Here is a 26,055-nt window from a genome sequence, read left to right as displayed (position 1 = left end):
CCGCGGCGGCGTCAGCCGGCGGTCCCGTCGTCCCCCAGCGGCCGCGTCGGACCGGCGCCGTGGTCGCCGCGGATGCGCTTGAGCACGAGCTCGGCGCTGATGAGGCACATCGGGACGCCGACGCCCGGCGCCGTGGTGGCTCCCGCGTAGTACAGGTTCCGCACCCGGCGCGACGCGTTCTGCGCCCGGAACATCGCGCTCTGGCTCAGGACGTGCGCCGGGCCCAGCATGCCGCCCCGCCAGGAGTCGAAGTCGCGGACGAAGTCGGCCGGGCCGATGGTCTCGCGCACCACCACGCGCTCGGCCAGGTCCGGGATGCCGGCCCAGCCCGCGATCTGCTCGATGACGCGGTCGGCCACCTCCTCGACGACGGCGGAGCCGCCGCCGTCGGCCCCGCCGTGGCCGAGGGCGGGATCGGCGGGGACGGGGACGAGCACGAAGAGGTTCTCCTGGCCGACCGGGGCGACGCCGGCGTCGGTCTGGCTCGGCTTGCACACGTAGATCGACGCCGGGTCGGGCACGTGCGGGCGGCGGCCGAAGATCGCGCCGAAGTTCCGCGCCCAGTCCCGGGTGAAGAAGAGGGAGTGGTGGGGCAGCTCGGGCAGCCGGCCCCGCACGCCGAGCAGGACGAGGACGGCGCCGGGGCCGCTCGTCCGACGGCGCCACCAGCGCTCGGGGTACGTGCGGTCGCGCGGCCCGAGCAGGCGGGTCTCGGTGTGGTGGAGGTCGGCGGCGGACACGACGACGTCGGCCTCCTCGCGGTGCCGGTTGCCCTCCCGGTCGCGCCACACGACGCCGCCGGCGCGCCGCCCCCGACCGCGGCCGGTGACCACGATCCGCTCGACCAGCGCGCCCGTCTCGATCCGCGCCCCCTGCCCCGTCGCCAGGGCGGCGAGCCGGTTCATCACCTCCCAGAAGCCCCCCTCCGGGTAGTGCACCCCGTCCGCCAGGTCGAGGGAGCTCATGAGGTGGTACATGGCCGGCGCCGAGGCGGGGGTGGCGGCGAGGAAGACGGCCGGGTAGCCGAGGACCTGGCGCAGGAGGGGGTCGCGGAACCGGCGCGCCACGAAGCTCTCGAGCGACCGCGTCAGCAGCCCGGCGATGCTCGGCAGCGACCGCAGCACCTCGGGACGCAGCAGCGAGGAGAGCCGGGTGTAGGGGTTGTAGAGGAAGTAGCGCTCCGCCATGACCGAGGCGCGCTCGGCCGAGTCGAGATAGGCGGCCAGGCGGCGGCCGGCGCCGGGCTCGCGCGCCTCGAACGCCGCCCGGACCCGGTCGGCGCCGAGCGGCACGACGAAGGGCGGCTCCGGCTCGCCCCCGGGCTCCGGCTCGCGGAAGACGGCGTACGCGGGATCGAGCCGCCGCAGCCGCAGCTGCTCCTCGCTGCTCGTCCCCAGCAGGCGGAAGAAGTGCTCGTAGACCGTCGGCATGAGGTACCACGAGGGCCCGGTGTCGAAGCGGAAGCCGTCGCGCTCCAGGGTGCCGGCCCGGCCGCCGACGTCCTCGCCGCGTTCCAGCACGCGGACCTCGTGCCCCTCGCGCGCGAGCAGGGCAGCCGTCGCGAGGCCGGCCACCCCGGCACCGATGACGATGGTCCGGGTCATCGGGGCTCCCGCGCCGTCCGGGCGAGCGCCCGCGCGACGATGAGGGCCTTGCGCGCGTCGGGGACGCGGACCCGGCGTCGGGACAGCTCGGCCGGGTCGACCCGCGCGATCCGATCGGTCAGCTCCGCGAACAGCCACGTGGCGCTGCGCACGGCGGCGCGAGCGTCGCGCGGCAGGAGGTGGAGCACGGCCTCGGCCTCCGCGATCTGGCCCCGGATCTCCTCGACCCACGCGTCGCGCTCGCCCCGGGACAGGCGCGTCGCACCGCCGAGGTAGCCGCGGCGCAGACGTCCCGTGTCGTCGGCCAGGTCGCGCAGGAAGTTCACGTTCTGGAAGGCGCGGCCGAGCTGCCGCGCACCGTGCTCCAGCCGGGCGAGCCGCTCGGGCCCGAGCCTCTCGCGGCGCACGAACACCCGCAGGCACATGAGCCCGACCACCGCGGCGGACCCGTAGACGTAGGCGGCGTGGTCCTGCGCGTCGAAGGACGCGATCCCCGCCTCGCGGCTGCGCTCGAGGTCGGTGCGCATCGAGTCGAAGAAGGGATCGATGAGGTCCGCCCCGATCCCGGCCGCGCGGGCGGTGCGGGCGAAGGCGTGGACGACGACGTCGGGGCTGTAGCCGGTGGCGACCGCCCGGTGGGTCTCGGCGAGGAGCCGGTCGAGGGCAGCGGCCTGATCCGCCGGCGACAGCCCCGCCTCGCCCGCCACACCGTCGACCAGCTCGTCCGCGACCCGCACGAGCGCGTAGACGTTGCGGACGTGCTGACGGTGCCGCGGGCCGAGCAGGCGCGTCGCGGTGCCGAAGGACGTCGAGTAGCCGACGATGACCTCGTTCGCCGCGCGCGCCGCGACCCGGCTGAAACGGTCGAGCGGCGAGGTCATGCCGACCTGCCCCGGAGCGTGCGGGTCAGCTCGTGCAGCACCGCGCGCAGCGACCCGGTCAGCCCGTTCGCCGGGTCGTCGACGAGGTCGACGGCGGCCGTGAGCTCCCGGCGCACCAGCCCCTCGACCGCCGTCCGCGCCCCGCACGCCTCCAGCTCGCCGGCCAGCCACTCGGCGTCCCGGTCGGTCAGGCCGGGCCGGCCGAGCCTCGGCTCGATCCCCGGCCAGGAGGTCGTCGTCCGGGCCATGGCCACGAGCGCTGTCTGTTTCCCCTCCCGCAGGTCGGAGTAGCGCCCCTTGCCGTGGCGAGCCGGGTCGCCGAACGTGGAGAGCAGGTCGTCCTGGAGCTGGAAGCCGAGACCGAGGTGGCGTCCGACGGCGCCCAGGACGTCCTGCGTCGCGCCGTCGGCCCCGGCGAGGATCGCGCCGGCGCGCAGCGGCAGCTCGAACGTGTACGTCGCGGTCTTGTGCGTCGTCATCCCGAGGACGGTCGCGAGCCGCGGCGGGACGAGCCCGTGGCTCAGCCCGACGTCGATCAGCTCGCCGGCGACGGACTCCGACACCGTGCGGTCCAGCAGGTCGAGGAGCTCCACGCGTCGCGTCCGCGGGACGTCGGCGCGCGCGATCTCCCGGTGGCACGCGGCCAGCAGCAGGTCGCCCATGAGGATCGCGCCCGTCCGCGCCCAGTGCACCGTTCCGGCGAGCGCGTCGGACGCCGAGCCGGACTCGCGCGCCTGGTCCATCAGCGCGCCGATGAGGTTCGGCCGGCCCCGGCGGACGGTGTCCTGGTCGATCACGTCGTCGTGCAGGAGGAAGGAGAAGTGGAGCAGCTCGACGGCGGCGGCGACGTCGAGCGCCGTCTCCCGGTCCGCGATCCCGCTGCCCGGCCGCGGCGACGCCAGCGCGTCGTAGACGTCGAGGAGCAGGAGCGGACGCACGAGCTTCCCACCGGTCGCCGCCTCGCCGGCGAGACGCCAGAGCCGCTCGAACGCGCTTCCGTACGCGGCCGCCTGCACGGTGCGCTCGTCGAAGAACCTCGCGAGGCGCGCCGTGATCTCGTGCGACCCGTCCGTCCGCGCGAGCTCCGTCGCGGCGCTCATGAGCGCACGACCGTCCGGTGAGCCCGACCGGGTGGGTCGGGAGACAGGTGCGTCATCGGCTCAGCCTTTCGTTAGCCCGGCTAGTAACTAGAATGGGAGCATACTAGCCATACTGCTACCCTTGGCCCATGTCGAGGTCGGCGAAGGAGGCGCTCACCCGGCGCTCGCTGTACGACGTCGACGTGACGGACCCGACCGGGTTGCTCGTCGATCGCACGGGGATGACGCCCGAAGACGTCGCGCAGATCACCCGGCTGATGTCTGCGATCGCCGGGATGCGCGAGGCCGAGGAGCGCCTGAGCGAGGCCTCGACCCGGTACATGAAGCTCAACCGCACGGACATGCGCGCGCTGCACTTCCTCATCGCGTCCCAGAACCGGGGATCGCTCCCCACGCCGGGCGCCATCGCGCAGCACCTGGGGATCTCGACCGCCTCGACGACGAAGCTGCTCGACCGGCTGGAGCGCGCCGGGCACATCCGGCGCGAGACCCACCCGTCGGACCGGCGCGCCCTCCTGGTCCGGATCACGCCGGAGACGCACCGGGCGGCCATGGCCACGGTCGGACGTCAGCAGGCCCGGCGGTTCGGCGCCGCGGCACGGCTGACGCACGACGAGCGCGAGGTCGTGATCCGCTTCCTCGAGGACGCGACCAGGTCCCTCTCCCTCACCGACGTCCCGTGGGCTCAGGGGACGTCTGGGGAGTCGGACGCGGGCGAACACTCCTCGCCCCGGGCGGACTAGCGTCGTCGGGATCGCCGCCCCTCCGGTGCCGATCCCCCCGGCCGTCGCAGCAGTCCCGTCATCGGGACCGTCCACACGTCCTGCCCCTGCACGCCCCAGCCCTCGAGCAGCGCGTTGGCCGCGAGGTACCCCGTCGTCGCCGCCCGCTCCATGAGGGCCACCGGGTAGTCGCAGCGCACCCAGTCCCCCGCGAGCACCAGCCGCGACGACGGCGTGCGCACGCCCGGGCGCCGATCCCACCCCGTCGGCCCGATGAGCGCGCAGTCGTCGCGGACCAGCACCTCGCGCGCGCGGACCGCGAGACCGGCTGTCTCCGGGTAGAGCCGGTGCAGCTCGGTCTCGAGGTCGCCCACGAGCCGGGCGAGCTCGTCCTCGTCGTCGACCACGCTCGGCCGGCACGCGTAGGCGTGCAGCTCGACGACGGAGCCCCCGGCGCGCGCCGACCACGCCGCGGCCCCGGCCTCGAAGCGCTCCAGCACCGACACGTTGTCGAGGGGACCGTAGCCGCTCGTTCCGACGAAGGGCGGCCGGTCGCCGTCCATCTCGCCGTCGAGCCACAGCCGCACGACGACGAAGGGGGGCGAGTTCCTGGTGGCCGCGACCTCCTCCCGCCAGGTCGGCGCCAGGTCCGTCGCCGCGACGAGACCCCGCGCGGACCGAGGATCCGTCGCCAGGACGACGGCGTCGGCGTCGAGCGCGCCGGCATCGGTCCCGACGCGCGCGCCGGGCTCCGTGACCTCGACGGCGGCGGCCCGCGTCGACGTCAGGACCCGGACGCCCAGGTCGTCGAGGTAGCCGGCCAGCGGGGCCCACAGGGCCGTGTCGTAGTCGTCGTCCGGGACGTCGAAGAGGAGCCCCTCCCCCGAGCCGAGGAAGTAGGTGTGGAACATCGCGACCAGCTCGCCCGCCGCGAACTCCGAGGGGTCGGCGAAGAACGAGCGGGCGAAGACCTCCAGCGCGAGGTCGCGCGCCGCCGCGGGGAACCGGAGACGCTCGAGGAAGTCCGCGGCCGACTCCCCGTCGTAGGTCGAGTAGGTCTCGGGGAAGGAGACGCGCAGGAGCTCCAGGGCGGCGGGGACGTTCACGCGCAGGAGCGAGCGAGCGGTGAACGTCGGGCTGGCCGCGACGAAGCCGAGGATGCTGAACGGCGGGGTGCGCGGGATGCCGGCGAACGAGTCGCGCAGCCCGTCCGGCCGCTGGAGCGGGTAGTCCTCGACGGCGACCAGCCGCGCGAGGTCGGGGTCGACCCGGCGCAGGAGCGAGCGCAGGTTGTAGTACTGCCGGAAGAAGGCGTGGAACCCGCGGCTCATGGTGCGGCCGTTGTCCAGCGGCCACGCCGCGACGCGTCCGCCGAGCCGAGGGTCGGCCTCGACCAGGGTCACCTCGACGCCGCGCTCCGCCAGCACGGTGGCCGCGGCGATGCCGGCGATCCCGCCGCCGACGACCACGACGCGACGCGCCCCCGTCACCCGGTAGCGACCCGGCCGCGCGGGGTGCCGGACGGCGCGCGGGTCCCGGCCGGGCAGGTCCCGGCGGTCGGCGCGGCCGCCGCGGGCGAGCCCGGTCATCGGGCGGCCCGCCGGGCGACGAAGGTGTGCAGGATGCCGCGCTGCCAGCCGGGGACGGTCCGGTGGCGGACGTCCTCGAAGCCCGCCGCCGCGAGACGTCGCGCGAACGCGCCGGTCGAGTCGAACCCTCGCACGCTCCGCCAGAGATAGCGGTACAGGCCGGGGTTGCGGTCGACGACGACTCCGAGCGGGATGATGATCGCCCAGCTCACCAGGTCCCAGACGAGCCGAGCGACGGGGCTCCCGGCGACCGAGTACTCCTGGACGACGAGCCAGCCGCCGGGCGCCAGCAGCCGGGCGACCTCGCGGAGGGCGGCGTCGCGCTCGTCGGGCGGCACGTTGCGGAACAGGTAGCAGGCCAGCACCCCGTCCCACGCGCCCTCGCCGAGGGAGTCGAGGTCGAGGTCGCCGACCCGGCCGCGACGGAACTCGACACCGGCGGGCCACGTCTTGCGCCGCGCCTGCTCCAGCATGCCGTCGGACAGGTCGACGCCGAGGATCGCGACGGGAGCCTCGGCGGGGGTCCTGGCGGAAGTCCTGCCGGGTGGCCGATCGGCGGCGACGGCGTCCACCAGCGCGCGCGTCGAAGCGCCCGACCCGCACGCGAGGTCGAGCAGCCTCGCGCCCGTTCGCCGGGCGAGCGCGCGTCGGACCAGCACGGTCGCGGCGGAACCCAGGTGGCGGTGATAGCCCGGGTTGAGCGAGACGAGGAGGTCGTAGTTGGCGGCGCCCCGGTCGAACGCCGCGGCCAGGTCGCTCACGGCGCCTCCCGGTCCGGGGCCAGGCGGATCCAGCAGATGATCGTCAGGGTGAGCATGACGAACCCGAAGCCGAAGTCCTCCACGGGGATGTCCCAGGGGAAGCGGAGGCCGGAGATCTCGTCCGGCGCGTAGAGGACGATCGGCGCCGACAGCTTCGTGAGCCAGCCGTCGACCCAGACCTGGAAGAACACCATGATGCCGATCGAGGCCCAGTAGCGGCCGGAGCGGAAGATGCCCGTGCGCGCCCACAGCAGCTCCAGGGCCACGACGGCGACGATGCCCAGGAGCGTCAGGAGGGTGTACTCACCCATGCAGCTCGACCGTGCCCTTCGTCGTCTCGTCCCCGGCCGGCGCGACGCGCACGAGCCCGTCCGGCCATCGGAAGGCGAGGCGGCCCGGCTCCCGGACCAGCGTCACGACCCGACCGACGGCCTCGTAGGTGAGCAGGCCGCAGACGGGGATGACGAGGAAGAACAGCAGCTCCTCCAGCGGCATCGGCCCGATCCGCAGGCCCGAGACGTAGCGCTCCGAGTACCACCAGTGCTCGCGCACGATCCCCACGACGTCCCAGGTGAGGAACACGACGAGCATGGGGATCATCGCCAGGACCAGCCGGCGGGGCGAGCGGTAGACCCGCGCCCCGAGCACCAGCTCCAGGGGGAGGGTCAGCACGAGACAGGCACCGAGGAGGATCACGTACTGCCAGGAGTCCACGGGCGCACCTCTCGTCTCGTGTGCCTGCGACCCTACACGCGCATCGAGCCGCGTCGCCGGTGGAACCGGGACCATCGCGGCCGGGCACGCCTCGTCGTCCCGCACAGTGGGAGGGTAGGGGGGAGGAACCCGAACCGCGGAGGAGGTCGCATGGCACGGGCGAGCGAGCGGCGAGCCGTCGCGCCGGACGACGCGCCAGGGGGGCCACGCGTCGAGCGTCGGCCGAGCGGGTGGCGGATCCGCTCCTACGCCGCGGCGCGTCAGGTGCTCCAGGCGCGGGGCGCGACGACGCAGGCGGGCTTCACGGCGGAGTTCATCCCCACCGGCTACCTGGAGCACCATCCGATCCTCATCTCCGACGGTCGGCTCCACGACGAGCAGCGGCGCAAGGTCGGTCGTTTCTTCTCCCCCGCCGTCGTCGCCGAGCGCTACCGCCCGCACATGGTGGAGTGCGCCGATCGGCTCGTCGCGCGCGCCCTGGCCGCCGGCGGTGCGCCGGTCGACGAGCTCGCGCTGCTCTACTCGGTCGAGGTCACCGGGCGGGTGGTCGGCCTCACGCACGCGCCGCCGGAGAGGATGGCCCGCCGGCTCGTCGCGTTCTTCCGCCAGCCGCCCTTCGACATCGAGAAACCGGACCTCGGACGCTCCCGAGGCCAGTGGGCCCTCGCCGCCTGGAACGGCCTCGGGCCCGTCGTCGGGTTCTACCTCGCCGACGTCCGCCCGGCGATCCGCACCCGGCGTCGCCGGCGGGCCGACGACGTCGTAAGCCACCTCCTCGACGAGGGCTACACCGATCGCGACATCCTCGTCGAGTGCCTCACCTACGGGACGGCGGGCATGGTGACGACGCGCGAGTTCATCGCGATGGCGCTGTGGCACCTGCTCGAGAACCCCGGGCTGCGGGCGGAGTACCAGGCCGGCGACGAGGCGGCCCGGTTCGCGATCCTCGAGGAGCTCATCCGGCTCGAGCCCGTCGTCGGGCACCTGTACCGGCGGGTGAGCGAGGCGTTCACCATCCGCGACGGCGACCAGGAGTGGCAGCTCTCCCCCGGCGACCTGGTGGACCTGCGCGTCCGCGACACGAACACCGACGCCGAGGCGTTCGGGGACGACCCGATGTCGCTCTGCCCCGTGCGGCACACCCCGCGCGGTGTCCACGCGGCCGGCATGAGCTTCGGCGACGGCGCCCACCGGTGCCCGGGCCAGCCGCTCGCCATCATGGAGACCGAGGTGCTGCTGACCCGCCTGCTGGCGCAGGACCCGGTCGTCGTGCGCCGCCCGACCCTCGGCTGGGACGACCTCGTCGCCGGCTACACGCTGCGTGACTTCCGGATCCGGCTCCGCCGGCGGTCCCCCGGGGGCGGGGAGCCGACCCCGTGACGACGCTCGTCTGGTTCCGCGACGACCTCCGCCTGGCCGACCACCCGGCGCTCACGGCGGCCTGCGAGGACCCCGAGGGGATCGTGGCGCTCTACGTGCTCGACGAGGTCTCGCCCGGGGTCCGGCCGCTCGGCGGTGCTGCGCGCTGGTGGCTCCACCACTCGCTCGCGGCGCTGCGCGACGCGCTGGCCTCGCGCGGGGTGCCGCTCGTGCTGCGACGCGGCGCGGCGGCCGAGGTCGTCCCCGGCGTGGCGGCGGAGTCCGGGGCGAGCGCCGTGACGTGGAACCGGCGCTACGGCGCGGAGCGCGAGATCGACGCCGGGCTGAAGGAGTCGCTGCGGGCGGCGGGTGTCGATGCCCGGTCCTTCCCCGGCGGACTGCTCCACGAGCCGTGGACGGTGACGACGCGGGCGGGCGGGGCGTATCGCGTCTACTCGGCGTTCTGGCGGGCGTGCCAGGAGCGCCCGGCACCCGCCGAGCCGCTGCCGGAGCCGGCCCGGTGGTCGCCGGCGCCGCGGCAGCCCGACGGCGAGGAGCTGACGGAGTGGGGGCTCCTGCCCAGCGCGCCGGACTGGGCCGCCGGGCTGCGCGAGCGGTGGGAGCCGGGTGAGGCGTCCGCCGACGAGCGGCTGGCGGACTTCCTGCGCCTCGACGCCGACGAGTACGCCAGCCGGCGCGACGTGCCGGCGTCCGGGGCGACGTCGTCGCTGTCCCCCCACCTGCGCTGGGGCGAGATCAGCCCGAGGACCGTGTGGCACCGGGCCCTGCGCAGCGGCGCCGACGTCGGCGTCTTCCTCGGCGAGCTGGGCTGGCGCGAGTTCGCCTGGCACACGCTGTTCCACCACCCCGACCTGCACCGCCGCGGGCTCGACCCGCGCTTCGACGCGTTCGCCTGGGAGCGTCCCGACCCCGCGGAGGTCGGGGCGTGGCAGCGCGGGGAGACGGGGTTCCCCCTCGTCGACGCCGGGATGCGCGAGCTGTGGCGGACCGGGTCCATGCACAACCGCGTGCGGATGGTGACGGCGTCCTTCCTGGTGAAGAACCTGCTCGTGGACTGGCGCGTCGGCGAGTCCTGGTTCTGGGACACGCTGGTCGACGCGGACGCGGCGAGCAACCCGTTCAACTGGCAGTGGGTCGCGGGCTGCGGCGCGGACGCCGCCCCGTACTTCCGGATCTTCAACCCGCTCACCCAGGCGAAGAAGTTCGACCCCGACGGCGCCTACGCCCGGCGCTGGGCACCGGACAGCGAGGCGCGGCCCGAGATCGTCGACCTGCGGGCGACGCGCGAGCGGGCGCTCGCGGCCTACGCCGCGCTGTCCGCGCGCTGACCGGGGAGGTCGGCGCGCGGCCGGTGGGCGCCGGTGGTCCTAGCGGTTGCGGCGCGCGATGGACAGGCTGAGCGCCGTGGCGAAGGTGCACCACCCCGCGTAGGCGCCGAGCACGACGGCGCGCACCGTCCCGGTCGGCGCGGCCCGGCGGGCCAGATCGCCCGCGCTGATCGCCAGCGCCGCGGCGACCACGGTGGCGAGCCGCGGGGAGCGCAGGCGGAAGAACACCGCCGTCCAGGCCGCGTTGAGCGCGAGGTTGACGGCGAGCGCGACCTGGAAGGCCCGCGCGTCCTCGTCCTCGCCCTCCTCCCGAAGGTCCGCGATGGTGGCGGACGCGGCGACGGCGGTGCCGGCGTACAGCGAGGTCCACGCCACGGGGAACGCCCAGCGCGGCGGTTGCCACGGCGGCTTCTCGACGCTGCGGTACCAGGCGGAATCGGGGTCGGTGAGCAGGCTGCCCGCGGCGGCGCACACCGCCGTTGCCCCGGACACCGCCGCGAACGTCCGCCGCCACCGTCCCGGATCGACGTCGGCGAGCGCCGTCCGCAGGGCGTCGTCATACCCCGCACGGCCGCCGGGCGGCGGGCCGATGAGGTCGAGGACGTCCTGCTCGTCGGCCACGGCGTCGTGGACGAGGCTCCCGACGAGCGGCTTGGCCACGCCGGCGGCCACGGGTGTGACGAGGCCGACCCAGTGGCTCGCGAGGCGCGGGGTGAGCACGGGCACGACCTGGACGAACCGGCGACCGAGCCCCGCGATCCTGGCGTAGCGCTCGATCATCTCGCGGTACGTCAGGACGTCAGGTCCGGCGATGTCGAGGGTGCGGTTGACGTCGGGCGGCAGGTCGGCGGCGCCCGCGAGGTAGTGGATGACCTCGTCGGCGGCGATCGGCTGGATCCGGCTCTCCAGCCACCGGGGCGCGATCATGGCGGGCAGGCGCTCGGTGAGGTGGCGGAGCATGTCGAAGGAGGCGGACCCGGCGCCGAGCACGATGCCGGCCTGGAGGACCGCCGCCGGGACCGGCGAGTCGAGAAGGATCTGGCCCACCTCGACGCGTGAGGCGAGGTGCTCCGAGAGCTCCTCGCCGCTCGGGTGCAGACCGGAGAGGTAGACGACCCGCGCGATCCCCGCCTCGGCGGCGGCCTCGGCGAACCGCGAGGCGAGCGCGCGATCGCGCGCGACGAAGTCCCCGCCGCCGTCCATCGAGTGCAGCAGGTAGTAGGCGACGCCGACGCCGTCCAGCGCCCGGCGCAGGTCGCCCGGGTCCGTGGCGTCACCTCGGACGATCTCGACGTCGTCCGCCCAGTCGTGGTGCCGCAGACGCTCCGGCGAGCGGGCGAGCACCCGGACGCGGTGCCCGCGCGCCAGCAGCTCGGGGACGAGCAGGCCGCCGATGTAGCCGGAGGCGCCGGTGACGAGCGTTGGACGGTCGCGGCGCGCCGTCGGCTGGGGCTGGTGGTCGGTCATCTCAACCTCCGAGGGAGAGGACGGGAGGGAGCAGGAACAGCATGCCGCTGCTCCAGCAGACGTGGGTGACGATGGGGCCGAGCACACCCCCGGTGACGCGGCGCTGGAGGCCGGTGACGAGACCGAGGATCGCGGCGGCCAGGACGAGGAGCGGGATGCCCGTCGGGACGACGGCGAGGGTATAGGCGACGACGGAGACCAGGACGGCGTGACGGTCCGGGAGGGCGGCGAACAGCGCCCCGCGGAAGAAGACCTCCTCCGCCACGCCGTTGAGGACGGTGATGACGAGGACGATGCCGATGGCGCCGAAGCGCGCGTGGTCGAGCAGCTCCTCGACGCCGGCCCGCAGCCCCGGGATGCGGGCAACGACGAGGGCGCCGGCGAGGAAGACCGCGTGCAGCAGCGCCGCCAGCGCGAGCGACTGCACCACGGCGCGGCCGTCGGCACCACCGGAGCGCGTGCGTGCGCGGCCCCGGTGCAACGGGCCGGACGCGAACGCGCCGACCAGCCAGACGGCGGCGAGCAGCAGCGTCGCCGGGTAGAAGAGACGGTCGCCGGGCGCGATGCGCAGGGCCCAGGCCATGACCGTCGCGCCGGCCAGCAGCGTGAGGACGACGACCACGCGCCGCCGGACCGGGCTCGCGTCGGCGAGGGCCGGGCGTGGGACGGGGGTGACCAGCGCGGCGTCGACGAACCGGCGCAGCTCCGCGAGCGGTCCGGCCATCGGCACCTCCTCGCTCGTGTCGAGGGGCCATCGTAGGCACGGGTCCGCCGGGTGGGACGGGTGAGACGGGTGTCGGCGGCGTCGGCGGCAGCGGCGGCGGCGGGCCGCCGGATAGCCTCGACCGATGATCGTCTGGCTCAACGGCACGCACGGCGCCGGCAAGACCACGACGAGCGCGCTCGTGCAGGAGCTGATCCCGGGGTCCCGCGTGCTCGACGCCGAGAAGGTCGGCGAGACGCTGATGGACATCCGGCCCGGCCTGCCCGCGACCGACAACTTCCAGCACTGGCCACCCTGGCGACAGCTCGTCGTCGAGACGGCGTGGCGAGTGCTCGGCTACGTCGGGGGAACGCTGGTCGTCCCCATGACGGTGCTGGTGGAACGGTACTGGCGCGAGATCAGCGACGGGCTGGCGGCCCACGCGATCCCCGTGCGGCACATGCTGCTGCACGCCGACCAGGAGACGCTCCGCACCCGGATCGAGGACGACGCGGTCATGGGCTTCTCGACGTTCCGGATGGCGCACCTCGAGCCGTATCGGGCCGCCTATGACGGCTGGCTCGGCGCCGAGGCCGAGGTGGTCGACACCACCCGCCTCTCACCGGCCGAGGTGGCCCGGCGGGTCGTGGACGCGGTCGGCGGTGGCGATCGAACCTGAGGGCGGGCGAGCCGGCGCCCGGGAGCCGCGGGATCTCGCCGGTTTGGTCCATCGGCGGATCGTCGCGTAAGATGGTCGAGCCCTCCGGGGCACTGATCGACCCGAGGGTGCAGACCCTCGCGGGGCATTGGCGCAGTTGGTAGCGCGCTTCCATGGCATGGAAGAGGTCAGGGGTTCGAATCCCCTATGCTCCACCCTTACGACCTGCATGGTGACACCTGGCGCGGACCCTGTGCCACGAGACCATTCCACATCGACACCCGATCTGACCCCCTGCCACCCGGGCTCGGGGGTCTTTGCGCGCTCTCGGCCGACCTCAGCGGGCGGGGCCGAACCAGCTCGATCCGCTCCGCCCCCGCGGGCAGATCCCCGCCCGCTCCTGGCGGCGCGGAGCCGCCTGGCCCGCCGACGGCGACCGGGTCGTGCGCGAGTGGCGCCTCGGTCTCGATGAGCGCACCGAGCACCTGGTAGTAGCGGGTCTCGCCCACGTGGAGCCTGTCGCGGATCGCGTCCGCGGTCACCCGCACCGCGTTGCCAATGCCGACGCTCCAGATCAGGGCTCAGTAGACGAGCACGCGACCAGCGCCGTCGACCCCGATGGGCAGATGTCCCGCTCGGAGCACAGCGAGCATCGATGTGACCGGGGTGGGGACATCTGGGGAGAGGCCCCGGGCGAACACCTCCGCGGTGTATCCGAAGAGCACGGTCCTGACCGTACCGGCGGCGATGCTCAGACCGTCCACGTCCGTGAAGTCAGGGAGATCTCTCCCTGCTGCAGCGCCGTCGACGTCAGGCCGAAGCTGGTCTGCGATCTCGTTCCACAGCTTGACGTAGTCCTCCTCTCCGCCAGCAACAGGGCACGGCGGTCGACAGAGGCGCAGGAAGACGTCCTCGGAGTGCTCGTACTGGACGCGCGCTGCTTCCCGGTCGGCGATCCCGTAGACAGCCACCTGGCCGAGGCACGAATCACCGGTGAGTGCGCCAACGTTGCGCGTGACGTCGGTGTGGGTGATCTCGGAGGCGGCTGCGCGCCCGGCACGAAGAGCGTGATCTCGTGCGTTTGTCGCACCCGGAAGTGATGAGTACGGCTCACGTTCTCGCAACGGAACACCGCCGTAGCGCAGGAAGAGGTCGAGCGGTTCCATGGCCGACTGGTGCATGTCGCCGCCGTCCCACGGACTGTCGGGAACGTCGAGGACGATGTCGTTGTTCGCATGCATGACAAGGGATCGCCCCGCGCCAGCAACACCGATCACGAGATGATCCGGCAGCTGAAACAGGACGTCGGGTTCCTGGGACCGCGCGGTGATCTCGTCGAGGTCGTGGACTACCGTCGCACCAAGGCGAAGCCCATTCGATAGCCGGAGCAGTCGCAAGAGCCCCGGGGGAAACGTCACGCCGAGGAGCGACTCGGCGACAGCGATGTCCACTGTGGAAGCACCGGGCGAGACGACCTCACCACCGAGCTGGCGAATCAGGTCGTCGCGTGTGACGTCGCGCATGGACCCAGTCCACCACGGCAGGGAGATCGGGTGGTGCACAGCCAGGGGTTGAGGTCGCTGACTTACCCAGCGAGTGTTCATGCACCGCGGCCCTCCGCGGGCCTGAACGACGAGCGCGAGGGACGTCGGCCGTCAGGCCGCGACGTTGTGCGACTCGAGCCGCCACGTGCCCGGCACCCGGGACGGCCCGAGCACCGACCAGTGGCAGTTCCCGATGCCCCTGATCCCGGTGAACTCCTCCGGGTCGAGCCCGAGCAGCGCCGTGATCCCCAGCGCGATGCAGGCGCCGTGCGCGACGGCGAGGATCGTCGAGCCGTCGGGCGCCGCCGCCGCGTGCTCCCAGACTGCCTCGGCGAACCGGGCCCCGACCTCGCCGCGGTCCTCGGCCCCCACCCCGACCAGCCGCTCCCCCGCGCGCCGCGCCGACCAGACCGACGGGTAGCGCTCGCGGATCTCCGCGTCGTACATCCCCTCGAGCTCGCCGAACGCACGCTCGCGCAGGCGCGCGTCCATGACGACGGTGTGCGAACCCCCGGACGACTCGCGAGCGAGCGCCTCGCCGACGGCCTGGGCCGTCTCGACCGCTCGCTGCAGGTCGGAGGCGACGATGACCGACGGGCGGAACCCCGCGACGACGGACGCGGCCGCCTGGGCCTGCGCCACCCCCGCCTCGTTGAGCGGGATGTCGACCTGACCCTGCAGCCGCCCGGCGACGTTGTAGTCCGTCTGACCGTGCCGCAGCAGCACGACGCGCGACGCCCCCCGGCGCCCGTCCGGCACCCCGGACCTCAGCGGTTCTCGGCGTTGGACGCCAGCACGTCCTGCGGCAGCTCGATCACCGGGCAGTCCCGCCACAGCCGCTCGAGCGCGTAGAACTCGCGGTCCTCAGCGTGCTGGACGTGCGCGACGAGGTCGCCGAAGTCGAGCAGCACCCACCGGTTCTGGCCCAGCCCCTCGCGCCGGATCGCCTTGACCCCGAGCCCGTGCAGCGCCTCCTCGATCCCGTCGACGATCGCCCCGACCTGCCGCTCCGTCTCACCCGACGCCACGAGGAACGCATCGGTCAGGACGAGCCGGTCCGACACGTCGAGCGCGATGATCTCCTGCGCCTTCTTCTCGGCGGCGGCCCGCGCGGCGGCGGTGGTGATCTCGATGGCCTTCTCGGTTGCGGTCACAGGGTTTTCCTTCGGGTGGTGGAGGCTCAGCGGAAGAGCAGGAAGTAGAGGCCGACGCCGATACCGACGCCGACGAGCGCCAGCAGCAGGTAGCCGAGCGGCGAGAGCCAGCTGAAGCCGCGGCGCTGCTTCTCGGCGGGCTCGGCGGCCGAGGTCGTGGACGACGCAGCCGTCTCCGACACCGGCTCGGTCACGGGGCGGAACGCCTGCGCCGCGGGCGGCGGGGGCTCCTCCGACGGCATGGGGACGCTCGCGCCCCCGTCGCCCGTCACGGGCGCCCAGCTCGGCGGCGTCCGCCGCGCGAGGACGGAGCGTCGCGACGGCGGCTCGGTCGACGACTCCGCCGCCTCGTCGGTCTCCGTCTCCCCGGAGGCACCGGTGCGCCCGGCGGACCGGCTCGGCGGGATGACGGCGGGCTGGGTGGTGCTCGACCAGTCGATCGGGCCGGTCACCTCGACCGGGGAGTCCTCGCTCGCCCGGGTGGTCCGCACCTGCGACAGCGCACCAGTCGCGTCGACTCCGCGGACGGCCTGAGCCGCCGCCGGCGGCGGGACGGTCGGGATGGCACCGGATGACGGCGTCGGCGGCTGGCTCCGGGTGGGCAGCGCACCCGAGGCGGGCACCCGCTCCCCCAGGCCAGGGGTTCCAGCGGGCGCCGCCGGACGCAGGTCGCGCATGGAGCGACGGCTCGGCGAGCCGTCGTGCTGCGTCAGGGCGGGGTCCTCGACCGGGATCCCGGGACTCGTCGTCGCGGCGCCCGGCGCGGGCCGCGCCGACGTGCGGCGAACCTGCGTGCGCTCGGCCGGCGTCTCGGCCGACGCGGCCGGCGTCTCGGCCGACGTCTCGGACCGACCCGTCGACGCGGTGGACGGCCCGGCCGGCGGCAGCACGTCCGGGACGGCCTCGACCGAGACCGCCGTCTGCTCGGCGGCGGCCGCCTCGCGCTCCTGGCGCTCCCGCAGCTCGCGCAGCTCTCGGCGCGTGAGCTGACGGCCGTCGGTCGGCGGGGCCGGCGTGGCACCGATCCCCTCGGCCGGCGTGGTCTCGCCCGCCGCGCGGCGCGCGCGGCGGGTCGGGGTGGGCTCGTCCGTGCTCATGCGGCACCTCCGAAGCGTTGCGTGTAGAGCCGGTGCTTGTGGATGTACTGGACCACCCCGTCCGGCACGAGGTACCAGACGGGGTGGCCGTCGGCGACGCGTCGCCGGCAGTCCGTCGAGGAGATCGCCATCGCGGGGACCTCCAGCAGGGACACGCCCTCGGGCGGCAGCCCGTGGTCGTCGAGCACGTGCCCGGGCCGCGTGACGCCGATGAAGTGGGCCAGCTGGAACAGCTCGCCCGAGTTCTTCCACTCGAGGATCTGGCTCAGGGCGTCGGCGCCCGTGATGAAGTAGAGGTCCTCGTCGGGGCGTTCCTCGTGCAGGTCGCGCAGCGTGTCGATCGTGTACGTCGTGCCCGGGCGGTCGATGTCGACGCGCGAGACGGTGAAGCTCGGGTTCGACGCCGTCGCGATGACGGTCATGAGGTAGCGGTGCTCGGCTGGCGCGACCCTGCGGTCGGCCTTGAACGGCTGGAGGCCGGTCGGGACGAAGACGACCTCGTCGAGCCCGAACTCGGCCGCGGCCTCGCTGGCGGCGACGAGGTGGCCGTGGTGGATGGGATCGAAGGTTCCACCCATGACGCCGGTGCGTCGACGCGCGCCCCGGGCGCTCTGGCGGTGAGCCACTACCTCAGCGCCGGCGCGTTCCGACGCTGCGGAACGCGTACGTGGCGAGCAGCATGAGCATGAGGATCGCGAACGCGATCCCTCCGTACAGCCAGGGGCTGGGGCGCGTTGCCTCGTGGGCAGCCTCTGCGAGGACCAGCAGCGAGCTCGACATCACGTCTCCTTCTTCGCGGCCCGTCTCAGCCGCAACCTTCACAGTGTTCCACGTCCCGACGGCCCGCGGCCAACCGCGTCGGAAAGGTCACTCCCCCGGCGGAGGGCGACCGGGGACCAAGGTCCCCGTTCCGACCCCGTTCCGGGACGCAGACTTGAGGGGCGGTCACGCACCGCGACAGCCCCGCTGCTTGACCTACCCGGTCGCGGCGGGCTGGTGAGACCGGCTAGCGCCGGAGCTGGTCTCCCGCGGAAGCCCCGCCACGATCGTGGCGGGGCTTCCTGCACTCTGCGGGTCCGGCGGGACGGCCGGGGTGCGCGCGAACGCGGCACCCTCGGCCGACGCCCCGCAGGCGGCGCGATCGCCGAGCGCGCTCGGCGCGGCCCAGCGCGCGACGCCTAGAGAACGAACGCGAGGTCGTCCACGAGGTCGCCCGCGTCCTGCGGCGCGGACGCAGCCGCCGGGGCGGGCACGAGCCCGCGGGCCGCCAGCTCGGGGACGAGCCCGTGCGCGATGGCGAGCGCGTCGGTCGGCAGCGAGCCGGGGACGAGCACGAACCCGTCCACGACACCGGCCCACTCCTCGAGGGCGTCGGCGACGGTCTGCGCGGTCCCGGCCAGCGTGAGCGTCGCGGCCTCCTCGCTGGCGCCGTCGGAGACGTCGCGGAGCAGGTCGGCGCGGAACTGCGCGCTCAGCTCGTCCTGCGCGATGACCGTGACGACGTCGACGACGACGCGGACGTCGTCGGGGTTGCGCCCCGCGGCCGCGGCGGCGGTGCGGATGGCCTCGCGACGCGCGGCGGCCTCCGCGAGGTCGGACACCCGCAGGCGGACGACGTCGCTGTGCCGCCCGGCGACGACGGCGGCCTCCGGCTCGGCCGGGGCCGTCACGAGCAGGGGTGCTCCGGCGGTGACCAGCGCGCGGTCGCCGGCCCAGACCCGGCGGACCTCGGCGTGGACGCCGCCGGCCGTCACGGTGGCGGGCAGCTGCCAGCCGGCGCGGCCGTCCGTGCGCACCTGGAGCCCGGCGACGGCCCGGGCGAGCCGGACCGGGTCGAGCAGGCCGGCCGGGAGGGCGGGGACGATCGCCGTCGCGCCGTGCAGCAGGCCGGCGGCGGCCAGCCGGGAGACCAGGACGGCCGGGTCGAGCCAGGCGTCCGGGCGGGCGGCGTCGTCGAGGCGGAACGACTCCCCGACCGTGACGAGGTCGATGCCGGCCTCGGCGGCGAGCAGGAGGTAGTCGGAGACGTCGCCGAGCGAGACGTGCTGCGCTCGGCTGGACCGGGCGCGGGTGTGCAGGGGCGCCTTGGCGCCGAGACCGGTGAGGTCGAGACCGAGCGTGAGACGGGTGGTGGGCGTGGGAGCAGTCATGACAGGTCCTTGAGGTGCACGCGGCGACGAGCCGCGACGAGTGTGTGGGGTGCTGGTCCGCGGGAGGCGGACGGGCCCGGAAGCGGGCGGGAGCACGACGGCGGGAAGCCGGCCGGGTGGGCCGAGCGGAGGAGCCTCACACGAGGTGAGGCGCAGTTCCTGCCGCCGTCAGCGCATACACATGCACGCCATCGGCGTGCCACACATCGAGGAGGTGGCGTTCGGGACGGTGGACTGGCTCGGGGCCTGGTTCACTCGCGGTGCCATCGTCGTTCGTTCCTCGTATCTCCGCTGCTGCGGACGAGCGCTTGCCCTGACAGGTAGCCAGGACCTGGTCGTCACCCGGGGCACCCCACCGCAGGTGGAGGGTTGCCGTCCAGCAAGCCGGGGCTTGATGCTGGAGCTCGAGACCGTGGTGCCGACGGTACGGCGGCCCCCGATCCGGTGTCAAATCATCACCTCGACGACACCCACCCATTGTCCAGATGATGGACGTTCGTTCTGCCGCCGCCGATCTCGGCGCCGCGGGGTTACCGTGGAGACGTGCCAACCTCGCTCAGCCCCGTCGGTCGACCGGCCGCCGTCGACGCCGTCGCCCCGCGCGCGTTCAAGGACCTGTTCCGCCACCACCCCGCCGGCGTCGCCATCGTGACGCTCGCGGGTCCGGGCGGCGAGCCGGTCGGTTTCACGGCCACGTCGGTCATCTCGGTCTCGGCCGAGCCGCCGATCCTCGCGTTCTCGGTGACCCAGACGTCGTCGTCGCTCGCGGCGCTGCAGCAGGCGACGACGGGCATCGTCCACTTCCTCGGCGAGGCCCACGCCGACCTGTCGACGCGGTTCGCGACGCCGGGCATCGACCGGTTCGCCGGCGTCGCGTGGGACCGGCTGCCGACCGGGGAGCCGCTCCTGTCCGACGTCGACGCCTGGGCGCGGATCGAGCTCCTCGACCGGATCCCGGCCGGGTCGAGCTACCTCGTGCTCGCGGGCGTCACCGCGATCTCCGACCACGGGAGCCGGGCCGAGCAGGCGCCGCGACTCGTCTACGCCGACCGGACCTACCGCCGCCTGTCCTGACCCGTCCGGTCACCCGGCCTCAGCGCCGGCGACGCACCACGACGAGGTCGTCCCGGTTGACCACCTCGCGGTCGTGGCCGGTGCCGAACAGCTCGCGGAGCTGCTCCGACGTGCGCCCGAGCCGCTCCGGCAGCTCCTCGCTCGAGTAGGCGACGAGCCCCCGCGCGACGACGGTCCCGTCCGGGTCGACGATCTCGACCGGGTCACCGGCCTCGAACGTCCCCTCGACGCCCGTGACGCCCGCCGCGAGCAGCGAGCGCTTCCCGTGGGTGATCGCGCGCACGGCCCCCTCGTCGAGGACGAGCCGGCCCTGCGCGTGGGCGGCGTGCGCCAGCCACAGGCGCCGCGTGCGCGGCCGAGGACCGGTCGCCTGGAACCAGGTCCCGACGTCCTGCCCCTCGAGCGCGTCGGCGACGTCGGTCGCCCCGGCGACCAGCGTCGGGATGCCGGCCCCGGTCGCCGTCAGCGCCGCCGTCACCTTCGTCGTCATGCCGCCCGTCCCGACGCCGCTGCCGCGCGCCGTCACGGTGACGCCCTCGAGGTCGGCGGCCGAGGACACGACCCCGATCCTGCTGGACGTCGGCAGCGACGGGTGGCCGTCGTAGAGCGCGTCGACATCGGTGAGCAGGACGAGCGCGTCGGCCTGGACGACGTGCGCGACGAGCGCGGCGAGGCGGTCGTTGTCACCGAACCGGATCTCGTCGGTGGCGACCGCGTCGTTCTCGTTGACGATGGGCACGACCCCGAGGGCGAGGAGCCGCTCCAGCGCGCGCTGGGCGTTCTTGTACTGACCGCGCCGGACGACGTCCTCCGCGGTCAGCAGCACCTGCGCCACCGTGAGGCCGTGCCGGGCGAACGCGCGCGTGTAGTGCGCCATGAGGAGGCCCTGGCCGACGCTCGCGGCCGCCTGCTGCGTCGCGAGGTCGCGCGGGCGCGCGGCGAGCCCGAGCGGCGTGATCCCGGCGGCGATCGCCCCGGAGGACACGAGGACGACCTGCGTCCCCGCCTCGCGGCGCGCGGCGAGCGCGTCGGCCACCGCGGCGACGGCCGCCGGGTCGAGCGCTCCCCCGCCCCGCGTCAGCGAGGACGAGCCGATCTTGACGACGACGCGCTGCGCCGCCCGCAGGACGGTGCGCTCCGTCCCGCGGCTGAGGTCGCGCGGGGTGCGCTCGGCGGTTGCTCTCACGCCACCAGTCTCACAGGTCCGGATCGGTCCAGACGCCGCGGTCGCGCTCGTCCGACATCTCCTCGCGCGCGGCGGTCTTGGCATCCATCCGCGCGGTGTGGGTGGCGCGGCGGTCCCGCGTCGTGCGGCGCGAGGCGTCCTCGAGGCGGATGTCCGTCCCGCGCGGGGCGAGCAGCTCGGCGCCGGTCTGCAGCGTCGGCTCCCAGTCGAAGACGACGCCGCCCATGACCGGGCCGATCACGACCGTGTCGCCGGGGAACGCACCGGCCTTCGCGAGCTTCTCCTCGACGCCGAGCCGCGCGAGCCGGTCGGCGAGGTAGCCGACCGCCTCGTCGTTCGCGAAGTCGGTCTGCTTGACCCACCGCTCGGGCTTGTCGCCGCGGACCTGGAACGCCTCGCCCTCGGGGGTCGAGACGCGCGCCACCGTGAAGCCGGCGTCGCCGTGCGCGCGCGGCGTGATGACGACCGGGGCCGGCGGCAGCTCGGGCTCGGCGGCCCGCGCGCTGGCGACCAGGTCGGCGAGGAAGAACTCGAGCTGGCGCAGGCCGGTCCGCGCGACCGTCGAGACCGCGAACACGGGCAGCCCGCGCGCCTCGATCTCGGGCCGGACGAACTCGGCCAGCTCCTCGGCCTCGGGCACGTCGACCTTGTTGAGGACGACGACCTGGGGCCGGTCGAGGATCGGCACGCGACCGCCGGCGATGTCGAGGTCGGGCGCGTAGGCGGCCAGCTCGGCCTGGATGGTGTCGAGGTCCGTGATCGGGTCGCGCCGCGGCTCCAGCGTCGCGCAGTCGATGACGTGGACGATGACGGCGCAGCGCTCGATGTGGCGCAGGAACTCCAGCCCGAGTCCTCGTCCCTCCGACGCGCCGGGGATGAGGCCGGGCACGTCGGCGACGGTGAACCGCTCCTGGCCGGCCTGGACGACACCGAGGTTGGGGACCAGCGTCGTGAACGGGTAGTCGGCGATCTTGGGGCGGGCCGCGCTCATCGCGGCGATGAGCGAGGACTTGCCGGCGCTCGGGAACCCGACGAGCGCGACGTCGGCGACGGACTTCAGCTCGAGCGTGACCTCGACCTCCTCGCCCGGCTCGCCCAGCAGCGCGAACCCGGGGGCCTTGCGCTTGGGCGAGGCGAGCGCGGCGTTGCCGAGACCGCCGCGGCCGCCGCGGGCGATGACGTACTCGGCGCCGGCCCCGACGAGGTCGGCGATCACCTCGCCGTCCTTTGCGCGCACGACGGTGCCGGAGGGGACGGGCAGCACGACGTTCTGGCCGTTCTTCCCGTGCCGCATGTCGCCCTTGCCCTGGCCGCCGGACTCGGCGCGCCGGTGCGGGCGGTGGTGGTAGTCGAGCAGCGTGGTGACACCGGGGTCGACGACGAGCACGACGTCGCCGCCGTCACCGCCGTTCGCCCCGTCGGGGCCGCCGAGCGGCTTGAACTTCTCGCGGTGCACGGAGGCGCAGCCGTGACCGCCGTCGCCTCCGATCGCGCGCAGTGCGACGCGGTCGACGAACGAGGCCATGACCTCACCTGCCTTCACAGAGCTTCGGGAAACCGACCGGGCGACGGACCACGCCCCCGGGATGCGCAAGGGGCGTACCGCTCATGCGGTACGCCCCTCACGGTAGAACGTGTGTCAGACGGCTGCCTCGACGACGTCGATGACCCGACGCCCGCGACGCGTGCCGAACTGCACGGCACCGTCGGTCAGGGCGAAGAGCGTGTCGTCGCCACCGCGGCCGACACCCTCACCCGGGTGGAAGTGCGTGCCGCGCTGACGGACGAGGATCTCGCCGGCCTTGACGACCTGGCCGCCGTAGCGCTTGACACCCAGACGCTTGGCGTTGGAGTCGCGGCCGTTGCGGGAGGAGCTGGCGCCCTTCTTGTGTGCCATGACGCACACCCCTTTCTTCTGGGAGCCCTGCGGCTCAGGCGATCGCGGTGACCTTGAGCCGCGTCAGCTGCTGACGGTGGCCCTGACGCTTGCGGTAGCCGGTCTTGTTCTTGAACTTGAGGATGGTGATCTTCGGGCCCTTCTCGTCCCGGACGATCTCCGCGGAGACCGTGACCTTCGCGAGATCCTTGGCCGCCGACGTCACCTTCTCCCCGTCGACGAGGAGGATCGGGGTGAGCTCGACCGTGTCACCGGCCTCACCCGCGAGCCGGTCGACGACGACGATGTCACCGACGGACACCTTCTCCTGACGGCCGCCGGCCTTCACGATCGCGTACACCACGTTGCATCTCTCCTCATCGGACCGCTGCGCCGGGTTGGCGCTCCGGGTTCCCCGGGCACGCAACACCTCTGGCTGCAGCGGCTTGGCTTTCCTGGCACACGAGACGTGCGTGCGCCGACGATCTAGCGTACGCGCGCACGACCACCCGGTCAAATGGACGCCACCGGACGATCGACGGCCCACCCGGGCCGACAGGCCCCACGTACTACCCTCGGTCGGGTGACAGCGTCATACTCCCATGCCGTCGTGCCCGGCGTCGCGCCGCCCGGTCTGCCGAGCCCCGCGGCCCTCGCGCCCGGCGACGGGCCAGCCAGCGGGTCCAACCCGGCCGCGGTGAGCCGGTTCGCCGCGCGCGTCGCGCTCGCCGGACCCGTGCTGGCCCGCGCCGTGCCCCCGGCGATCGCGTCGGGGCGCAACCCGGTCGCCGCGCTCTACGCCCGCGGGACCGACCCGCTCACGGGAGCGACGCAGCAGGTCCACTCCGCGATCCGCGCGTGCGAGGACGCGGTGGACGCCGTGATCGACGACCCCGACCTGCGCGAGGCCTTCGAGTACGCGCTGCGCCAGCTCGACCTCGGCTCGCGGATGCTCGCCCAGACGCAGCTCTCGGCCCCGCCGGACGACGCGGCGCTGGTCGAGCTGAACCGCTTGCCCGACCTCACGGACTCCCCGCACCTGCGCGAGCCCGTCGCCACCTCGCGCGAACCGGTCTACGGGCTGCGCTCGACCCTGAGCGGCGCGCTCTCGCTGCTCGCCCAGGCGGTCCGCGACCTCGGCGCGGCCCCGCGCCGCGGCGCCGCCGCTCGCAGCGTCCTGCCCCAGATCGCGAGCCTCGCCGCGTCGGCGCGCCGCGTCGAGCGGGTCGCTGACGTCGTCGTCGCCCACGTCCTCGAGCAGCGCCTGCCGAGCACGCCGCAGCTACCAGGCGTCGGCGGCGACGTCGAGCTGTACGCGTTCGGCCGGGCCGTCCCCTACCGGCGCGCGAGCATGCGCGCGCGCGTGCGGTTCACCCCCGGGCGCGTCGAGGTGACGACGGCGACCGGCCGCGTCTCCGTCGGTCAGGACGCGGCGATCGGCTCGCTGCTGTGGGTCGCCCCCGGTGAGACGGGAGCGCTCACCGACGCGTTCGACCCGACCGAGCAGCTCGTGCCGCCGCCGGAGCAGGACGAGCTCGGGACGATCCACGTGCTCGACACCGCCGGCCGCTCGCTGCTCTCGCTCACCGTCGCGGACTGGGCGAGCCAGCCGACGACCGTCGTCGACCAGGCGCTGGTCGACGGGTCGATCGCGGACGTGCCGCTCGGCGCGGCCCGCGGCATCCTCGCCCTCGAGGCGATCGGCTTCACCCGCGGGGCGACGACGATCGGCGTCGAGCTGCGCCGCGGCCTCGCGCACCCGCCCGAGGCCGAGGGGTCGCTCGGTCGCCTGCGTCCGGCCCCCGACCGCCCGGCGTACCCGCGCGGCGACGGCAAGCGGCCGCGCGCGCAGAAGCGACGCGCCGCCCGCCGCCGGTTCTGGAACCTCGACCTCGGCCCGGCGCTGCCCGGTCTCGCGCCGCTGCGCGCGGTCGCGCCGTGGCTGCTCGCGGTCGCGCCGTTCGTCATCTGGCCCGGCGGCGGCCGCAACGTCGTCCAGCTCCTCGTGCTCGTCGCCGCGCTGTGCTGCCTCCTCGAGCCCTACGTGTCGTGGGCGGTGCGCTGGGTGCGCGACCAGGCCGTGCCGGCCAAGGCCCGCGCCACCTACCGTGCCGGGTCCGGCGTCTTCGCGCCGCGGCTCGACCTGCGGGCCGGCGACCTCGTCCTCAGCTCGCGCTCGGGCCACCGCACGCGGCTGCCCGGTCCGACCGACGGTGACCTCGGCATCGTCCGCATCGTCCGGCTGCGCTCGACCGGCGGCACCTGGGGCTTCGCGCTCGCCGACGCCCGGTGGCGCTGGCGGGCCGTCCTGCCGGCGCAGGAGTGGGCGCCGAACGGCAACCTCGCGGGGCTGGAGCGGTTCGCCGCCGCGGTCGGGCTCGAGCTCGCCGACCAGGACGTCGACCCGCTCCCCCGCCTCGCGACGGAGACGGCCGCCCCCGGCGAGGCCGCGGCGACGCGCTGGATCGGACCGTGGCCGCGCGCCCTCGTCGTGCTGGGGATCGTCGCGTCGCCGGCCGCGCTCGTCGCGCTCGTCTGGGGCCCGCAGCGGTCCATGTGGCTCGCGCTGGTGGAGCTGCTGCTCACCTACGGCGGCGCCGGCGTCGTCGCGCTGCTGACCCGCTGGCGCCTGCGCGGCCCGGCGCGGGCCTAGACGGATCCCGTCGTCGAGCGGTCGGTCGACCGCTCGACGGGCCGACCGGTCGATCGACGACGCCCGACGGGCGGTTCAGCCGGGATCGGTGAACGAGACCGGCGTGCCGGTGGCGCGCGCGTAGGCGATCTCCCTGCGCGTCGACTCCCCGACGTACCCGCCGGGGTTGACGACGAGCACCCGGTCGGCCAGGTCGATCTTGCGCAGGTGGAGCACGTCGAGGACCGCCTTCTGCTCGGGGGTCACGACCTCGTCGGTCTCCCCCGGCGCGAGGACGATGACGCCCGCGAGCGTGAGGTCGAGGTTCGCCGTCCTCATCTCGCCCGCGAACCGGGTCGAGCCGCAGATGCAGACGATCTCGGGCCGGTCGGACACGGCCGTCTCCCCCGGTCCCTTGGCCGGGGCACCCGACGG

At 74.4% G+C, this 26,055-nt stretch carries 28 protein-coding genes, 1 tRNA gene and 1 riboswitch; of the genes, 7 read left to right on the top strand and 22 right to left on the bottom strand.

Going from position 1 to position 26,055, the window contains the following annotated elements; translation table 11 throughout:
- Window positions 1-11: 11 nt before the first annotated feature.
- From crtI to EDD28_RS12690, 3 genes are read right to left on the bottom strand one after another with little or no spacing between them, the layout of a single operon-like run.
- A complete protein-coding gene (gene crtI, locus EDD28_RS12700) occupies window positions 12-1,604 on the bottom strand; it encodes a phytoene desaturase family protein (RefSeq protein WP_123740170.1) in 1,593 nt (530 codons plus the stop codon).
- On the bottom strand, window positions 1,601-2,485 hold the full coding sequence (locus EDD28_RS12695; protein ID WP_123740169.1) for a phytoene/squalene synthase family protein: 885 nt from the start codon (window positions 2,483-2,485) through the stop codon (window positions 1,601-1,603). The genes crtI and EDD28_RS12695 overlap by 4 nt, the downstream gene beginning before the upstream one ends.
- Window positions 2,482-3,585 carry a polyprenyl synthetase family protein gene (locus EDD28_RS12690; RefSeq protein ID WP_123740168.1) on the bottom strand — a complete coding sequence of 368 codons (1,104 nt, stop codon included), beginning with the start codon at window positions 3,583-3,585 and terminating at the stop codon, window positions 2,482-2,484. Before EDD28_RS12690 ends, EDD28_RS12695 begins: the two co-directional genes overlap by 4 nt.
- Window positions 3,586-3,713: 128 nt before the next feature.
- Here EDD28_RS12690 and EDD28_RS12685 point away from each other — a divergent pair, with 128 nt between their 5' ends.
- Window positions 3,714-4,328 carry a MarR family winged helix-turn-helix transcriptional regulator gene (locus tag EDD28_RS12685; protein ID WP_123740167.1) on the top strand — a complete coding sequence of 205 codons (615 nt, stop codon included), beginning with the start codon at window positions 3,714-3,716 and terminating at the stop codon, window positions 4,326-4,328.
- On the opposite strand, the gene EDD28_RS12680 is transcribed toward EDD28_RS12685, so the two are convergent.
- The 4 genes from EDD28_RS12680 to EDD28_RS12665 are packed head-to-tail and all read right to left on the bottom strand — an operon-like array spanning window position 4,325 to window position 7,371.
- Window positions 4,325-5,896, bottom strand: a complete 1,572-nt coding sequence (locus EDD28_RS12680) for an FAD-dependent oxidoreductase (RefSeq protein WP_123740166.1) — start codon at window positions 5,894-5,896, stop codon at window positions 4,325-4,327. The genes EDD28_RS12685 and EDD28_RS12680 overlap by 4 nt on opposite strands.
- Complete coding sequence (locus EDD28_RS12675; RefSeq protein ID WP_123740165.1) at window positions 5,893-6,657, bottom strand: class I SAM-dependent methyltransferase; 765 nt, start codon at window positions 6,655-6,657, stop codon at window positions 5,893-5,895. Before EDD28_RS12675 ends, EDD28_RS12680 begins: the two co-directional genes overlap by 4 nt.
- Entirely contained in the window at window positions 6,654-6,968 is a 315-nt protein-coding gene (locus tag EDD28_RS12670) for a lycopene cyclase domain-containing protein (RefSeq protein WP_123740164.1), read from the bottom strand. The genes EDD28_RS12675 and EDD28_RS12670 overlap by 4 nt, the downstream gene beginning before the upstream one ends.
- Entirely contained in the window at window positions 6,961-7,371 is a 411-nt protein-coding gene (locus tag EDD28_RS12665; protein WP_245968074.1) for a lycopene cyclase domain-containing protein, read from the bottom strand. The genes EDD28_RS12670 and EDD28_RS12665 overlap by 8 nt, the downstream gene beginning before the upstream one ends.
- Window positions 7,372-7,521: 150 nt before the next feature.
- Here EDD28_RS12665 and EDD28_RS12660 point away from each other — a divergent pair, with 150 nt between their 5' ends.
- Both EDD28_RS12660 and EDD28_RS12655 read left to right on the top strand, forming a co-directional pair.
- Window positions 7,522-8,751, top strand: coding sequence for a cytochrome P450 (locus tag EDD28_RS12660; protein ID WP_123740162.1), 1,230 nt, complete (start codon window positions 7,522-7,524; stop codon window positions 8,749-8,751).
- The gene (locus EDD28_RS12655) at window positions 8,748-10,079 is read left to right on the top strand and encodes a cryptochrome/photolyase family protein (RefSeq protein WP_123740161.1); all 1,332 of its coding nucleotides are present in this window, start codon (window positions 8,748-8,750) and stop codon (window positions 10,077-10,079) included. The genes EDD28_RS12660 and EDD28_RS12655 overlap by 4 nt, the downstream gene beginning before the upstream one ends.
- A 39-nt stretch (window positions 10,080-10,118) precedes the next feature.
- Here EDD28_RS12655 and EDD28_RS12650 read toward each other — a convergent pair whose 3' ends face one another.
- Both EDD28_RS12650 and EDD28_RS12645 read right to left on the bottom strand, forming a co-directional pair.
- Entirely contained in the window at window positions 10,119-11,546 is a 1,428-nt protein-coding gene (locus tag EDD28_RS12650; RefSeq protein ID WP_123740160.1) for a tryptophan-rich sensory protein, read from the bottom strand.
- A gap of 1 nt (window position 11,547) precedes the next feature.
- Entirely contained in the window at window positions 11,548-12,270 is a 723-nt protein-coding gene (locus tag EDD28_RS12645) for a CPBP family intramembrane glutamic endopeptidase (protein ID WP_123740159.1), read from the bottom strand.
- A 124-nt stretch (window positions 12,271-12,394) separates the two neighbouring features.
- Here EDD28_RS12645 and EDD28_RS12640 point away from each other — a divergent pair, with 124 nt between their 5' ends.
- The gene (locus tag EDD28_RS12640; RefSeq protein ID WP_123740158.1) at window positions 12,395-12,928 is read left to right on the top strand and encodes an AAA family ATPase; all 534 of its coding nucleotides are present in this window, start codon (window positions 12,395-12,397) and stop codon (window positions 12,926-12,928) included.
- Window positions 12,929-13,049: 121 nt separating this feature from the next.
- A tRNA-Ala gene (locus EDD28_RS12635) sits at window positions 13,050-13,122 on the top strand.
- Window positions 13,123-13,125: 3 nt separating this feature from the next.
- On the opposite strand, the gene EDD28_RS18215 is transcribed toward EDD28_RS12635, so the two are convergent.
- The 8 genes from EDD28_RS18215 to EDD28_RS12595 all read right to left on the bottom strand — a co-directional run bounded on the left by EDD28_RS18215 (window position 13,126) and on the right by EDD28_RS12595 (window position 18,852).
- Entirely contained in the window at window positions 13,126-13,449 is a 324-nt protein-coding gene (locus EDD28_RS18215) for a DUF3263 domain-containing protein (RefSeq protein WP_211339228.1), read from the bottom strand.
- A 39-nt stretch (window positions 13,450-13,488) separates the two neighbouring features.
- Window positions 13,489-14,430 (bottom strand): hypothetical protein, encoded by a 942-nt coding sequence (locus EDD28_RS12625; RefSeq protein ID WP_123740157.1) that lies wholly within the window; start codon window positions 14,428-14,430, stop codon window positions 13,489-13,491.
- Window positions 14,431-14,562: 132 nt separating this feature from the next.
- Window positions 14,563-15,210, bottom strand: a complete 648-nt coding sequence (locus EDD28_RS12620) for a histidine phosphatase family protein (RefSeq protein WP_123740156.1) — start codon at window positions 15,208-15,210, stop codon at window positions 14,563-14,565.
- Between the two features lie 8 nt (window positions 15,211-15,218).
- Window positions 15,219-15,605: a ribosome silencing factor gene (gene rsfS, locus EDD28_RS12615; RefSeq protein ID WP_123740155.1), complete on the bottom strand. Its 387-nt coding sequence runs from the start codon at window positions 15,603-15,605 to the stop codon at window positions 15,219-15,221.
- A gap of 26 nt (window positions 15,606-15,631) precedes the next feature.
- Window positions 15,632-16,702 (bottom strand): hypothetical protein, encoded by a 1,071-nt coding sequence (locus EDD28_RS17475; RefSeq protein WP_170169487.1) that lies wholly within the window; start codon window positions 16,700-16,702, stop codon window positions 15,632-15,634.
- Window positions 16,699-17,328, bottom strand: a complete 630-nt coding sequence (gene nadD / locus EDD28_RS12600; RefSeq protein WP_281272564.1) for a nicotinate-nucleotide adenylyltransferase — start codon at window positions 17,326-17,328, stop codon at window positions 16,699-16,701. The genes EDD28_RS17475 and nadD overlap by 4 nt, the downstream gene beginning before the upstream one ends.
- Window positions 17,329-17,332: 4 nt before the next feature.
- A complete protein-coding gene (locus EDD28_RS17470) occupies window positions 17,333-17,482 on the bottom strand; it encodes a hypothetical protein (RefSeq protein ID WP_170169486.1) in 150 nt (49 codons plus the stop codon).
- A gap of 398 nt (window positions 17,483-17,880) precedes the next feature.
- On the bottom strand, window positions 17,881-18,852 hold the full coding sequence (locus tag EDD28_RS12595) for an LLM class flavin-dependent oxidoreductase (protein ID WP_123740151.1): 972 nt from the start codon (window positions 18,850-18,852) through the stop codon (window positions 17,881-17,883).
- Window positions 18,853-19,151: 299 nt separating this feature from the next.
- A riboswitch (SAM riboswitch) is annotated at window positions 19,152-19,264 on the bottom strand.
- A gap of 131 nt (window positions 19,265-19,395) precedes the next feature.
- On the opposite strand from EDD28_RS12595, the gene EDD28_RS12590 reads away from it, so the two are divergent.
- Window positions 19,396-19,926: a flavin reductase family protein gene (locus EDD28_RS12590; RefSeq protein WP_123740150.1), complete on the top strand. Its 531-nt coding sequence runs from the start codon at window positions 19,396-19,398 to the stop codon at window positions 19,924-19,926.
- Window positions 19,927-19,945: 19 nt separating this feature from the next.
- Here the strand turns inward: EDD28_RS12590 and proB are convergent, their stop codons facing one another.
- The 4 genes from proB to rplU all read right to left on the bottom strand — a co-directional run bounded on the left by proB (window position 19,946) and on the right by rplU (window position 23,352).
- Window positions 19,946-21,112: a glutamate 5-kinase gene (proB, locus tag EDD28_RS12585; RefSeq protein ID WP_245968073.1), complete on the bottom strand. Its 1,167-nt coding sequence runs from the start codon at window positions 21,110-21,112 to the stop codon at window positions 19,946-19,948.
- A 10-nt stretch (window positions 21,113-21,122) separates the two neighbouring features.
- Window positions 21,123-22,637, bottom strand: coding sequence for a GTPase ObgE (gene obgE / locus EDD28_RS12580; protein WP_123740148.1), 1,515 nt, complete (start codon window positions 22,635-22,637; stop codon window positions 21,123-21,125).
- A gap of 114 nt (window positions 22,638-22,751) precedes the next feature.
- Window positions 22,752-23,009 (bottom strand): 50S ribosomal protein L27, encoded by a 258-nt coding sequence (gene rpmA / locus EDD28_RS12575; RefSeq protein WP_123740147.1) that lies wholly within the window; start codon window positions 23,007-23,009, stop codon window positions 22,752-22,754.
- Between the two features lie 34 nt (window positions 23,010-23,043).
- Entirely contained in the window at window positions 23,044-23,352 is a 309-nt protein-coding gene (rplU, locus tag EDD28_RS12570; RefSeq protein ID WP_123740146.1) for a 50S ribosomal protein L21, read from the bottom strand.
- Between the two features lie 219 nt (window positions 23,353-23,571).
- Between rplU and EDD28_RS12565 the strand changes: the two genes are divergently transcribed.
- The gene (locus EDD28_RS12565) at window positions 23,572-25,641 is read left to right on the top strand and encodes a hypothetical protein (protein WP_148059619.1); all 2,070 of its coding nucleotides are present in this window, start codon (window positions 23,572-23,574) and stop codon (window positions 25,639-25,641) included.
- 75 nt (window positions 25,642-25,716) lie between these two features.
- On the opposite strand, the gene EDD28_RS12560 is transcribed toward EDD28_RS12565, so the two are convergent.
- Window positions 25,717-26,016 (bottom strand): hypothetical protein, encoded by a 300-nt coding sequence (locus tag EDD28_RS12560; RefSeq protein ID WP_123740892.1) that lies wholly within the window; start codon window positions 26,014-26,016, stop codon window positions 25,717-25,719.
- Between the last annotated feature and the right edge of the window lie 39 nt (window positions 26,017-26,055).

It is taken from the genome of Salana multivorans (assembly GCF_003751805.1).
Classification (GTDB): Bacteria; Actinomycetota; Actinomycetes; order Actinomycetales; family Beutenbergiaceae; genus Salana; species Salana multivorans.
Note: the sequence above shows the minus strand (reverse complement) of the source record. Positions and strands in the feature narration are given on the sequence as shown.